The sequence below is a fragment of the Elusimicrobiota bacterium genome, from assembly GCA_026388075.1.
Classification (GTDB): domain Bacteria; phylum Elusimicrobiota; class Endomicrobiia; order Endomicrobiales; family JAPLKN01; genus JAPLKN01.
This window is the reverse complement of the sequence record JAPLKN010000113.1, coordinates 1-15,368: the sequence shown is the minus strand read 5'-3', so window position 1 is coordinate 15,368 and position 15,368 is coordinate 1. Positions and strand designations below refer to the sequence as shown.

The 15,368-nt window shown below is 42.0% G+C and carries 2 protein-coding genes; both read right to left on the bottom strand.

Features of this window, described 5'->3' with window-relative positions; all coding sequences use genetic code 11:
• Positions 1-3,459 (bottom strand): hypothetical protein (locus NT145_05910; GenBank protein MCX5782222.1); only part of this gene is annotated, 3,459 nt, incomplete at its 3' end.
• 167 nt (positions 3,460-3,626) lie between these two features.
• Positions 3,627-15,278: a hypothetical protein gene (locus NT145_05905; GenBank protein ID MCX5782221.1), complete on the bottom strand. Its 11,652-nt coding sequence runs from the start codon at positions 15,276-15,278 to the stop codon at positions 3,627-3,629.
• Positions 15,279-15,368 lie beyond the last annotated feature (90 nt).

Here is a 15,368-nt window from a genome sequence, read left to right as displayed (position 1 = left end):
AACTGCTGTTCTTATCGCAGTTTTTGCGTCTGTCTTCGCTGCAGATACTTCATCACCTAATCTTCGTTTAGCTGCAGCTATAGCATTACTCACCGCCGTATTTGCAGCAGTTATCTCCGTATTTATTATTGTTATTTGAGCATCCTTTGCTGCATTGACTAATGCAACAGTATTATTTGCTGCAGCATCTATCGCAGTATTGGCAGGCCTAACTAAAGCTTCCAATGCCGCTTTCTGATCCCTTAATGCATCAGTAACTTCAACAGCTGCCTGAACTTCAGCGCTTTCAGCCGTTACTAAATCATCAAGTGCTGTCTTTCCTTCATCAACTGCTGTTCTTATCGCAGTTTTTGCGTCTGTCTTCGCTGCAGATACTTCATCACCTAATCTTCGTTTAGCTGCAGCTATAGCATTACTCACCGCCGTATTTGCAGCAGTTATCGCCGTATCTATTATTGCTATTTGAGCATCCTTTGCTGCATTGACTAATGCAACAGTATTATTTGCCGCAGCATCTATCGCATTATTGGCAGGCCTAACTAAAGCTTCCAATGCCGCTTTTTGATCCCTTAATGCATCAGTAACTTCAGGAGCTTCCCGAACTTCACGGAGGGGTTCAGCCGCAACCAGATTATCAAGCGCCGTATTTCCATCATCAACCGCTGTTCTTATCGCTGTCTTCGCGTCTGTCTTCGCTGCATCCAATTTTCCCAGGAGTGCCCTTGCTATTGCATCCGCAATAGGGCCGGGATACATCAAGGCGAACGCTCTGGCAACCTGAGTGCTGATTTCTGTGGCTAAAGGTTCTGCTAACGCAAGACCAGCAGGGAATGGCTGTTGTGCAAGAGTTACCATGCTGTTGATAGCATTAATAACTAAATCAGCAAGATTGGGCGCAGCTGCCTGCGGAACAAGAGCTTCCAGCGCCGGATAAAGTATAATAGCGTCACTATAATTTGCAAGAGACGACGCCTGTTTCAATATCACTCCCAAAAGAGCTTTTTGCACATCGGTTAAACCGCCAGCCACTATCACTGGGGCAATAATTTCGTTAATGATTTTAAGATTATTTGAAAATACTTCAGGAGTTCCGGAATCAAGAAGTGTTTGAATGTTTGCTTTTGCAATTCCCCCTAATCCTGCCCCAAGCAATGTTTCGGAAACTAAAAGAAGCGCCTCTTTTTCCTGGTGTGCTCCCAATATTACATTTGCTGCATTAATGACTTCTTTAAACCTTATCAATACATCGGCAGCAGTTGCCGGTGTTCCAAATATTTTCTTCAGGATATTAGTTATTAATTCGTTTTTAGCATCTGCATCCGGAATACTTGCATCTAATCCATCTTTCATGCCTTCTAAAAAGATAACTTTTTGGGCATCATTGCCGGCATTGTTGTACATTTCGGCAGTCGCTGTTGCAACAAACCCATTAAAATCGGCAATAGCGGGCACGTGTTTTATGCCTAACGTAACTAAAGCGATTATAGCCCATTTTGCCAATATTTGTGTCCAATTTGCTCCTCTCATTTCTTTTATTATTTCAACTTTGCGGTCTGCGGAAGGTATACTTTTTCTGACAGCTACAAAACCATTAGGAAACATTTGTTTTTGGGCATCAGGCAAACCAGAAGTACAAATGTCAGAAATTACTTTTGCTATAAACTTGTTTTGCTCCTCATCAAGCGCAGAAACAGTTAAACCTAGCATTAAAAGTATTCGCATGGCTTCATTCGCTTTTGGTTCATCCCAATCGCCAACCGCTTTTACTGCTTGTACAATTTCTACAATAAACGCTTGTTTATTTACATCAGAGATTTCGTCCGGTATTGAAAGCGATTTTACAGCTTCCAGCAAAGCTTTTTTATCGTAACCAAGAGTTGCTGCGGCAACAATATATTGCGCCACTTCAGTCCTGACAGCCGGCTCGGCAGGCTTTGCAGCCAAAAGCGCCTGCTTAGCTGCTGCTTTTATCCCTTCGGGCGAAGATTCATTCATCGCTTTTGCCGATGTAAATACATATTTAAATGATTCCTCTGACACTGCCTCCAATATTTTTTCAATTAATGCCGGCCTGGTTGCCGCATCTACCCTCTTTATAGACGCATAAACCGCATCTGCTTCCGGTAGAGATGTGGTATCATTTTTCACAAATGCCGCTAGCTGGTCTTGAACGCCATTTGGAGTATTGTCGGCAAAATCTTCCGCTGTAAGGGCATTTAACACGGCCTTCAATGCATCCAGTTTTTCATCTGGGTTGTCCAGATTCATCTCGTATGCTTTATCACGCAAGACCCTAAATAATTCTACTCCCGGCTCAGCTTTGTAATATGTTCTTAATCCACTTATTATTTTTTGTATCAAGGCTTTCAATGCCGTTTTATAAGCCGGATCAATAGGCAAAACCGACAATGCTGCCTTAATAAAACCATAAACCGCATTGGCTTCATCATCGCTTGTTGTACCCGCAGATACATAACTAGCTATCTGGTTTTGTACATCATCCGTAAAATCAGCAGGTTCTAGTATTTCAATAACTGCTTTTACCGCCTCTGTTTTGTCCGTGTTCATCGCATTGGCTATTGCATGCAAATCCGTAAACTTGGCAGGCACCAGAACGGGCACACCTTTTACCTTTTTCAATATCGTCTGAATTAATGCTTTTTTCTGGTTCCCATCTGCAAATATATCCGTCGGAGCCGCGCCAATACCTGCATCATGAATCACTTCGTTAAGCACTACACGATCTGCGTCACTTGCCTCGGTGTAATAAGCCGCTACTGTTTCTTGAACAGCAGGATCACCCAGGTTTGCTTTAACTATGTTAAAAGTTTCAATCACGGCAGTTTTAATTTCGGCATCAGGATAAAGGCTTTTTGCCATTTTCATTGCAGATGCGAAATTCCTATTGCCTCCACTGGCTTTAATAATCATTTCTCTTCTTAAGTCTCCAACACCCGCCACAGCAATATTTTCTTTTATCCATTCAGCCAGAGCCTCTTGTCCGGCCGGCAATAACATTTTGTTGACAATACCGGTTCTTACACCAAGGAACCCTATTTCATTCTTAATAACATCAAGAGCGGCCTTAACTAGTTCTTTCTCGTCGTCTATCAGGCCAGTGTCAACCACAGCTTCCAAGACCTTATCAAAACGATCTGGTTCTGGCACTGCAGCTATATTTATAGAATCAGTGTAAATAACCGACAATATTTTTCTTATCAGTCCGTCTTTCTGAGCCTGATCTGCAAAAATCTGATCCGGCCCAAAATTCACTTCATTCTTTATCAGATTAGCGATCGCTTCCTTTTCGGCTCTTTTTGCCGGGTCAGCCATTAGACTTACAAAATAGTTTGCAATCCCTTTCTGAACATCATCATTACCGAGCTGGCCCTTTATAATCTCAAAAGCTGCGGACACCGCGCCTGCAAGGTTACCAGCGCCAAAATACATCTTCGTCATTTCCAGCGCCGCAACAAATATTTCTTCAGGCTTTTTGCTTTTTATCAAGCTGGTTATAATTAATTTTAGAATTTCTGTTTTCTGTTCCGGGGTAATAATCCGTGCGGCCTGGGCCTTATCCAGAGCAAATCTTACAGCCTCGAATAAAGAGATGTTTTGCGAAGCAATCAGGTTGCTTGATACATAGGAAACATTCTTATCGTTTTTCTTGAACTGACTGTAAATTCTTCAGTCCAAACCGTTGCGCTTAATCCAAAATCTAACGCGGAAACCGCCGCGCCAAAAGCGCCGATACCAGCTCTGAATCGTTTTCCTGCGTACATCCCGTACATATTTTGAGTTATTTCGGCAAATAATCTTTTAAAACTTACTCCTTTTTTGACCGCGCTAGATGCCGCCCAAAACATTCCGAACGGCGTATTTCCGGTTATTACTGCTTTTACGCTATCGGCATCTTTGATTTGTCCAAGTATTTTTGTTTTTAGGGTAATCGGGCCGGTCGGGTTCGTTACGGCATTTGCAATTTGGATTTTTTCAGCTTTTATAGCCCTGCTGTCAAATATATTTTTAATTACAGAAGAAATAGAATTGTAGAAAAGATCTATAAGAGGATCGCCGGCCGGGATAGAATTTATGATATTTTCAAAAAATATCAAAGCGGAAGAAAAGCTTTCTTCGGTCCATAAGGAATTGCCTCTGAAGGTATATAGAAGCCCCGTAACAAATCCCGTAAGAATATTTGTTTTTAAAGCATCCGTTGCAGCTATTCCGATGAAAGCGTTAAGCAACAATTGCTGTTTATCTGCTGAACCGGCAAGCATATTATATCCGTAAGCCAGCACTTGCCCGAGACTTTGATGTTTATTCTCGCTGCCTGCCGCATCAGCCGGGAAAATACTATCAAAATATGCATTCAAATCTTGAATTTTTCCATTAAAAAACGCTTGATTAGCGCCCGGATCGACAAAATGGCCATTCCAAGAAACCATAAAGGAATTACCGAATTCCATCGCGACATTATTTCTATCATTTTCGTCCACAGCTCCCAAAAGAGCTCGAACTTGAGCAACATCAGGAATGAGCGCCATCAGGATTCCTTTGACTTGTTCCCAAATTGATTTTCCTAATGAACGATTTACAGCCGTTTCATTTTTAGGATAAATTTTTTCCAAAATTATTTTGGCTTGAGAAATAGCCCTTTTTGCATGGACATCATTCCAGGCTGGAGCTGCTCCTTTTACTCTTTCAAAAGATTTCACCAGAATAGCCTGAACGAGATTTTCTTTCAACACTTCTTCTTTCAAGGATTTTATTGACACAAGATATTTATCCTTGTCAACAGGATCTACAAAATAGCCGCTTCCAACCGCTTCCAGCAAAGCATCACGTTTCACTGCTAAAGCTATCAGAGCTGATGCGGATTTTATCAGAAAATCCGAACCGTTGTTTATTGCGTCATTGTTAGCAAGCAGTGCAATGATTTTATCTGCGAATAATTCCAAAAGAGCTGTAACATCTGCGGGATTCACGGATTTAATAAGATTGAGAAGGCTTTCAACATCAACAGCCATTAAATTATTTTGATTTATATTGTTTATAATAGCCCGAGCTATTCCTTTCCTGTGATCTGGATTTCCAAGAGACAACGCATACTTTGGAGCAACACTCATTACTCTGGCTAAAGTTGGATGGCCAACAGCAGTTAGTTCAAATCCATAATTGTCTATCTTTTGCTTCGTATTATCTATATTAGTTCCCGCTTCAACATATCCTCCCGCATAATTTGCGTCTTCAAATATAGTTCTAATTTCATCTTCATAAAAACCGTCAATTACTTTATCCCTGTCCGACCTGTTTTTAAGCGCATCTTTTACTGCTTTTTGAATTTTACTTTTTCTTCCATTATCGGTTTCTGTAGTCACGTAAGATGCGGCAATGCCGAGAATATTTATTACCTCGTCTGTTAAATGTTTTTCGCCTTTCTTATCCTGCTTTATTTCAGAAAACATTTTTACAAGTTTTTTATTAATAGAGGTACGGATTTCTAGTATTTTCACTGTTTCTTCAAATGCCTGTTTTTGGTCAGCCGTAGCATGGTCTCTGAACGCTGCCGCGTTAGCAAATGCTGCGCCAGTGGAAGGATCGATTAATCCGGGATTGGCTGCCAAATATGATGCAACAAGCTTGGCGTTTGTACTAGGATCAATAATCGCAATCGCGATCTTATAAAACTTTGTAAATTCCGCAAAATTTTTGGACTTTATTATTTTATTAGCGAACATGTAGTAAACATCCGGTTTTTTAGCGTTGGGAACAGCCGATAAAGCAAGTTTAAAAGCATCCAGCACAGTAAAGCCGTTTTCTACTAATAAATTAACTGCTCTTTGGACGCTCCTAAATAAAGGCAATTCGTTCAATTTATTGAACAGTTCGTTCTTTTTGTCATTTGCCGAAATCAGAGGCAACGCGAGGGCAAAGATGGTTCCTCTTTCATTTTCCGAGGATAACAATGATTGAGGCAAAGAATTTAGTATTGTCATTATTTCGTCAAACGCCTGCCTCTGCTCAGCCGTAGCATTAGCTCTGAAAGCTGCCGCGTTAGCAAATGCTGCGCCAGTGGAAGGATCGATTAATCCGGGAGTGGCTGCTAAATATGCAATAAGCCGGGCATCTGTATTATATTGTTTTACAAAATACCTGGTATTAATATGCATTTTTACATATTCCAGGGCTTCGCCTTTCAATTTTTTAATAAGTTCGTTTATGGCCGTATCTATGGCTGTGATAAGATCGTTATTAGCCGGACGAGCTAGACTATCCCTGTATTCCAGGGCAGCCAGGCAGGCCGTTACAATAGAACTCGGAGTATAATTTCCGTCTATCTTGGCAAGAAAAACGTCTAAAGCATCCTGAATTTTTCCAGGAATATCGGGTTTCGCGCTCGCCGCATAAACGGCACCAAATAATATAACCAGGGATTGGAATACATTTATGGCCACATTTCCGTTTCTGTCTATTTTTACTTCTATTGTATTTAATTCATCGGAAACCGCTTTCAAATAGTTAACAGCTGCCAATAGAGCAGCGTCGTCATCGGCCCTTACACGACCAGCCAGAATGCGAGCCTGAACTGAATTCTGTGCGCGTTCGGCAGCAACAATATCCCATCCAGAAGCTCTATAAGTTTCAATCACTTTACTAAGAACTTCATCGGCTTTTTTTAGAGCGTCAAGATCATCAGCGTCATTGCGACGAGCGGGGGGAGCTGTAATATAGCCGCCGATTTCATTAAATGCCGCACGGGCTTTTGCGGCCGTATCAATAACAGCGAGCGCGACTTCCATAGCCGGATCGCTGAAATCAACTACAGCTCCGGACTCGTTCAAAATAATAATATTACCGGCAAGATCTATTCTTGCATTCACATTAGTAATCGGATTTCGCCAAAATCTGGCGCTCCCTTTAAGAGTAAAAGAAGAAAGGTTCTTAGTCTGCCCGCCCTTCTCAAATCTGAGTGAGGATAATACTCCCTGCTCGTCAAAATTAACAAGAGCATTGCCGTAATTTATACCTTTCTCGTCATCGTTTATACCGGCAAGATCGTTTATGACGGCAAGAATTTCCGCCTTCTTTGCGCCATATGAACCAATATATTTCTGTGAACAAATCCCGATAGAATCTCTAACAGTCAGGTTCAGCCGTTTATAGTTGTCAAATACCTTTTTGGCGCTCATGCTGTTTGCTATACCGACGGACATTGCGCTTAAATAAGCGCGCTTGAAAACGTACCAGAAAGCGCTTTGTCCCGGCCGCAAGTCGGGGACTTCGGGCACGGGTTTTTTGCCAAAACCGCCGTACCAGAAGTATCTCTGCACCAAGGAAACCACGCTAATAATCGGCGCAAGCAAAAACATTAACAAGCTCCATTTGAGATTCTCGCTGAAACTGCGGGTTTTTATTGTCCCATTTTTTTGAAGGAATACCCTGAAAGAGTTAAAACCGTTTGTCCATGCTATCAGCGACAGGAAATAAGGTATCGCAACGACAAGACCCATGCCTATATTGAAAGCTATTGACCACCCGGCCGACATTCCGATCAAGAAAATCGCAATTATATTTAATCCCGGGATAAACGACATAGGAATAAAGATGAGAGGCAATGCATTGCTGTACACCGCAAGCAGGAAAACACTGATCATATATAAACCGAAAAACAGAAGGCCTTTTACTCCGTATTTTGAAGTAACGTTCATCCCGTTTTGATATCTTTCTTTAACGCTGTATTTCTCTGCCCACGGCGCTTTATCGCTTCTTATGTAACTGAATCTGTCCAGAACCGCATTTTTTACTCCCTGCCAGTGTAACGGGATATTTCCTACCCAAGCGAAAAATCCTCTATACATCTCCCTGAGCATTATTTTTAAGCCCTGCCAAGCGCTTCCCGTTTCGGCGCTATATCGGACAAAAGTTGAAAGGCTTATGGCTTCCATAAGCAGCCCGACTATGGTTATGGCTGTGAAAAAAGGAACCAGGAACGCAAAACTGGAAAACAATATTAGGAAAGGCAGAAGTATCGTGTTAAACACCATAAGAGGAGCCATAATGTAATGGTTAAACAGCATAAGGTTTGCGACTTTCTGGTCGTAGCCGACTTTAGGATCCATAAACATGCGGTATATGGCGATATCCATTATGGCTCTCGTAACATTATAGGCGTAACGCAGCTCGGTACTGGCGATGCTTTCAGCCCAGAGGGTTGACCTGCCCCAGTCCATATCCATCCAGCCGACCTGCATGGTTACAAAACCTTTTGCCTTGTGTTCCAAAGCTGCGGCTGAATCTTCTATGGGCGTGAGACTGAATTTAAACATTGAAGGTCTTGCCCCGCCTTTCCCGTAAAAACTTGTCATTAAGGTAAGGGCTTTTTGAATTAATGAAGTCCACGTTTCCTGGCTTCCGGCATATATTTCTCCGGCTTCGGTAAGTTCGCTTCCCCATATTTCCATGGGATGGTTTGTTGCGGCAAGGTTAGGAACATTGTCGTAAAGGGTAACAAAATTAAGCGACCATATGTTATGCCCTAACGACACTTTCACCTGACCGTCCTGAGAGCGTACTACGCCCGCTCCTTCAAACATAACTTGAGCTATTCCCGGATTTTTGGACCTCTTTATAATATCTTCCTCTCTCGGCACATAGAAATTGTCAACATCATACTTTTTCGTGGTGGTCAAAATATCCGCCACACGGCATATATTCTTCCAAGTTTCCCAGATAGAGGTAGCCCCGATTTTTTCGTTATCGGGAACGGAGGCAAGATATTCCCGAATTTTCTGATCATTTACTGCCCTGAACTCATTAAATTTTTTAGCCCATTCATCGGGTGTCCAAGTTGTGTACACAGCTTTTTTGAAAACATCATTGTTCTTAATAAAATCGGGAATATTGGGTTTGCTAAGGAGCCCCGTTTTTTTGGGAGGTAACTGCATATAATCAGTAAGATTTTCTATTGGATCAACACTTTTTAGTTTGCCGAAGTTCGCCCCCGGTATAAGATTGATATCTATACCCAGGTTTCCGTCCCCGTTCCAGAACCTGCATTCCTGGAAAATAAGCCTGTCCTTGCGTTTGGCTATTTCTTCATATTTTAAATAATTTTCAACAAATATCTTTTGATCGCCGGATAAAACGGCTCTCTTCGGATACAAAGCTGCGTAGGCTTCCGTGAGGGTAGCATAGTCCTGCATAATCGTCTGAAGAGCGTTGAAATATTGGTTGTCGCTGAACTGGCTTGCCATATAGAGATGCTCCTCGTTTCGGTTCCATTGAAGATTTTCAACTGCGGCCGAGTTTGACGGAGTGACATCATTAACCAATTTTTCAATTTCAGCGACGACCACTTCCGAATAAAACTTGTTTCCGTTTACAGTTATAAACTCCGGAATTTTGGGCATTTCGCGCTCGTCCATTTTGCTAAGGTCGTTGATGAATTTTTCCATCTTCTGCCTCTCAACAGCGGTTAATTCAGTTTTTGGATCCGACATCGCCTCGTTAAGCTTTAATCTGATATCATCTAAAAGGGTGTTCCACGAAGAACTGTACATCTTAGCAACAACGCCCAAAAATACGGTGTTATTGTTAAATGAACCTTTTTGAGTTATTATTTCCCATTTCTTGCTGAATTCATCGTTTGCCGCCATTATGTGGCTGGTCATATTTCCTAAAGAAGAAAAGTCGTCCACTAAAGGTTTTTTCTGTATTACGGACTTGAATATTTCAGCCATTTTTTTCCTTGCAATCGGGTTTTCCGGCCGGACAAAGCCTCCTCCGATCCCGTCCAAATAATCCAGCCAGCTTTTTGCTTCTTTTTCAGTCAAAAGACGTATTCTTCTCGCCTGATTTACATCTCTTTTAAGTTTTTCTTTCAGCGTTTCCCCGGTGGGAAGCACGGGGCCGTATTTATTTTCTAGTCCCCTTACTTCTTTGTACACCGCGGTATGATATTTCAGAAAACCCATTTCAGAAGTTTTCTCGCCGAACATAGCGCTTCCTCTCAGGAATATCAATCCGCCTGCTGCAAAAACTAGCAATGCCGTTATGACGGTATATGCAAGCACCGTGATCAGCGCTCCGGACAAAAGCGCTAATGCGGCAAAACCTACCAGGCCCACAAGAAAAACTATTCCGGAAATACCAAGTATAACTTTAGCCGTAGTTTTTCCCGCGGTTTTCATTTTTGGCTTTGCTATGGCAACCAAGCCCGAAACCAGAACGAATAATGCTCCCAAGACAACTGCGATAACTGTCCAGATGCCTCCGGCAGCGATAACGACTGCGGCTATCCCGGGAATAAATATCAATGATATCAGGGAAACTAAACCCACTACCATTAAAATGCCGCCTGCCAACTGGACTTTTACTCTTGAAAGGCTTTTCTTAAATGTTTTGGAATAAGTGCCCTCCCCAAGAGCGCTCATGGCTTTTTTTGCCATGAATATGTGCCAGAAAGACGTGAATGTGGGCAAAGCGATAAGTACAAGCACTATAGCGCTAACCACTATCGTTATCGGGGAGAAAAATGCGCCGAAAATGGACATGGCCGCGGCGGAAAGAGCCGATGGAAGCCCGGATACAAAGAATCCTCCCAAAAACCCGCCGAAATAAATCGAAAACATTGTCCCGATGCTCACGAAGAAACCCTTCATTGTCTTTTGCGCTTTGCCCATAATAAATTTCGGCAGGACCGCCGACATAGTAAGTAAAGTCATTCCGAAAAACGAGCTGAAACCGGAAGCGGCTATTGATGCAAAAAACGGCATGCTCATAAAGCTCAATAAAGGAACCACCGGGGCAAAAAATAGCATGCCGACAAAAATGAAAACGGCGGCAAGAAAAACCGTTGCGGCTTTAGTGCTTAATTTCTCTATTCCCCAAAATTTGAAACCAAGAAGGGGCTTAAATATTCTTTTCCAGAACAGTTCGCGGGTTACAGTGCCGAATTTTGAAACGATTGTCATGCACAGGAATCCTATAAAACTAATCGTGCTAGTAAAGGCGAGAGCGATTATCGGTATTGATATTATTACTCCTAAAAACGACAATACGCCTATAAATGCCGTTACCGCGAAAACTATGCCTAATAAATTTCTTATAACCTTATAGGCTTTTATATGCTTGACTACTTTTGAAACGCCAACCTTTTCAAGCCTCTTAAACTCTTCGTACTCCGCTTTCGTCAAAACATATTTCATAAGTCCAACTGTATCTTCCTTTAATGCTTTTGCTACTACATCAATCGGCTTGTCTGCAATTGCCCCGTTGAGAGCAGCCACCAAATTATAGTGGTCTGCGTAGAAACGAGGGGCAGCCAAAGGAATAATATTTAAAAGGATATTTTTCAAATTGGGGAAAAATGCTTCAGCCAAATTTTGTGGCAGGTTGAAAAGGTCAAGATTTGAAACATCGACCTCAGCATTACCAATTCTTACTGTGCCCTGTTTCATTAATTTCATCAGCGCTTCAAAAAGAAACGACACATCAGTTTCTATTAACTTCTTTTTCAGTTCAGCGGCGGCTTCGGCATACTCCGGCCTTTCAGTTATAAACTTTGCCGCCGGTATCTGTTGTTTAACAAGTCCAACAAAAATATTGGTGATATTTTTGATACGGGAATCAATATCTGTCCGAATAGCTGGCTTTCCGGCTAACGGTGCTGCAGCAAATGCTTCAACTTTTTTCGCAATCATTTTTGCAGTGTAAGTAACCAGTTCCGGTACGCACGTAAGCTGACCAAAAGAATGCTGTTGCGCATATATAATTGGCTGCACAAGGAATTTCTCTAATACTTTTTCCTCAAAAGTTTCAACAGCCATTGTCCTGTCAACCGGATAAAGGTCAACCTTTACTTTATTACCGACTTTACTAAGCATATACGGATTTCTGATAATAGTGGGAAGCACATCGTCAATAGCTGCCTTTCGGGCGGTTTCTGCTAAGCTATCGCCTTTGTAATCTACGGCAAGGATCATTTCGTCAGGTAATGCACTGGACACATTTTCAAAAATTGGCTCTAATATTTTTTTCTCCAGCAGTTTGTTTATAAAAAGTTGGAAATTCATTAGACTGTTATCTCTTGCCGCATCGTTAATGCAATTCTGCGCAAAAACTTGTATTATATTTAAGTTTCTTTCATCGTTGTCATCAAAGATTTTTTCTTGAATTACTCTTTTTAAGAATAAGGTCTCACTGGTCGGAGGACATAAGTTGAGATAATTTTTGAAAGCATTTCTTTGAGCCTCATTTGCGGTATCCATTGTTCTAAGTCTTTCGAGTAAATCTTTTTCAATGTAGTTAATTGCCTTTGTTTTGAACTCAGAAAATACTATTCCGTTCTGCAAATCCGGAGCATTGGTAAAAATATCGCCGTTAAAATCCGCGGCTCGGTTGTGAACCTTTACGGCTTCCTTCAACTTCGCCATAAGAATTTCACGGGTAAGTAACTTATTTTTTATAATGTAGATGATTACTTGGTAATCGGTATTTCCATATTCTTTTCCGAACCTTTCTTCCAGGTTTTTGAGGGCATCTTCTGTAATATAGCCTGAAGCGTCAACTGCTAGATTATTAAGCGTTTTTGCGAAACCGTTTACCCTCTTTTTCATTTTTTCGAACCCGTTTACAGGGGGAGCTTCTCCTCTGTCTTCGGGATTATATCCTTCCGCTTTCTTGAACGGATTTTCAAGGATGACTTTTTTTGCTTCTACTAATGGGATTAAATAATTTACTTCGTCCGGCGAAAAGAAAAGAGCTAATTGATCTCGCGTTCTTCTCTCTCTTTCTTCAGGTGTGATATTTGGGTCCAGGGCCGGCATGGCGTTGAGTGCCACAAAAACAGACAGTTTGGATTCAATATCTGCCAGCGTAATCGGCTTTTTAGGAAGAAGTTTCGCAAGCATTTCAGGCCTTTTCCCGGCAGCCATTCTTTTCTTCTTCTTCTTTGCTAAGGAGCTTGAAATCCCTTTTGCTATTCCATACAACACAATGATCGGCAAAACTAAATAAAATATAATATTCTGGTTTGTGGCTATTCGTATAAAATCGCCCAGGTTGAATGCCACTATCTGCATACGAAACCATGCCCGCGGATCTGTCAGCATAACCGTAGGGGAACCGTCCGGACCGTAAGCCTTGTCATAAATGCCTTTAAGAGCTTCCCTGGAAATTCTTCCGCTGATGTCTATGCCGTACACTATATTCATAATGTCAGCACCAGAAATCTGCCCAAAAAAACCTGCGCTATATTCTGTGGTTCTCGCGATTTGAACAAAATTCCTTAACGCGCTCAGCCCTCCGAGAATACTGGTTATATTGCCTAAACTAATATTATCAATGGCTTCTATTGCACCCGGGTTGTTCCAATTATTTGAATGAGTCCCGTCTTTCTTGTACAAAAGACTGTATAAGAAATAAATTGTCTGTTGATTTTGATTTGCGATCTGTTGTACTAAGCCGGCAAGATCTGTAGCCAAATTCAAAGGATTTCCCAGGGAATCACAAAGATTAGCATTGAGCCACGCTATTAATGAAGAAGCTGCGTCAGTGCTATAATCGGTAAATAGTGAAGTAGCTAAGGTATAAACCTGAAGAGTATCATTGGCAAAGGCCTCAGGATTATCAAACGCATTTGAATGTGTACCGTCAGCGTTGTATAGCAGTCCCATCAATATAGCCATGTCAGTGAAGTAGCCGTTCACATCCTGAGTCAGTATTCCGCTTGCAGGTATCGTTGTCCCGAACAAAGAGTTGAACGCGTCCCGAGCTCCGGTTACCGTCCTTAACTGTGTAACTAGATTGCTTACAGCCACTATGTCACCGGCAAACGTTGCAGGATCGCTGTACGCGTTGCTTCGTGCCGCGTTGACAATTATTGCTTGCTGGGCTACGGTCAGGTCCGAATAAATGGTCGTACCGTCTATTGCAACACCGTTTTTGTCTGTGGCGCCGACAAGAGCTGTTCTTTGCGAGATGCTTAATCCGTTCCAGTACGTAGTAGGATTCAGGTATAACATTCCTATCAGTATGGCCATATCAGGGTAGTAACCGTTTGCGTCAGCCGTCAATGCTCCGGTTGCCAGTATTGATGTCCCGAACAAGTCATTGAATGCATCTACGGCTCCCAATGTCGCCCTTAACTGTGTCAATAGGTTACTTACAGCTATAAGGTTATCAGAAAGTGTAGTGTTTGACGGAATTGCCACCAAGCGATTTCCGTTTATGTCATACAAGAAGCTGAAAAGTAAAACACCCTGAGTTGTTGTTATCTTATTTGCCGGTTGACCATCGCCGGTATTAGCAGTAAACGCATTTGCACCAGTCAAACCGTATATGTTGTTTAAAGCTGCAAATATCGCTGCATTTGCAGGAACTCGCATATACGTTAAAAAGCCGTCTACCCAAATTATGTCGTCCCGCAATGTAGCTACTGTAGGCCTCGTTGCAAGATGGGCCCCCAATCTATCATATAAGAAACCAAATAAAACTACACCCTGATTTTTTGTTATTGTAGTTGTACCGTCACCGGTTGTAGATGTAAACGCATCCGATCCGGTCAAACCATATATGTTGTTTAACGCCGTTTGTAATGTAGTATTACCTCTTATCGTTGTTAAGAAACCGTCTACCCAAATTACGTCTGCCTGAAGTGTAGCTGCAGCAGGCCTCGTTGCAAGATGAACACCATCTTTGTCATACAAGAATCCAAACAAAACTACACCCTGATTCTTGGTTATCGCTACTGTTCCGTCGCCGGTATTGGCTGTAAACACATCTGCGCCGATCAATCCATATATGTTGTTTAAAGCTGTCCTTAACGTACCATCTGTACGAATCACCGATAAGAAACTGTCTACCCATTTTACGTCTTCCTGAAGTGTTGCCTCAGTAGGCCTCGTTACAAGATGAACACCGTCTTTGTCATATAAGAATCCAAACAAAACTACACCCTGGTTCTTTGTTATCGCTACTGTTCCGTCGCCGGTTGTAGATGTAAACGCATCCAAACCAGTCAAAGCGTATATTCTGTTTAACGCTGTCCTTAACGTACCGTCTGTACGAATCACCGCTAAGAAACTGTCTACCCATTTTACGTCTTCCTGAAGTGTTGCCTCAGTAGGCCTCGTTACAAGATGAACACCGTCTTTGTCATACAAGAAACCAAACAAAACTACACCCTGATTCTTCGTTATTGCGTTTGCCGCAGCTCCATCGCCCGTGTTAGCTGTAAACACATCTGTCCCTGTCAAGCCGTATATTCTGTTCAATGCTGCTCTTAAATTAGCATCACCGCGAACTATCGTTAAAAAGCTGTCTACCCATTTTACGTCTTCCTGAAGTGTTGCCTCAGTAGGCCT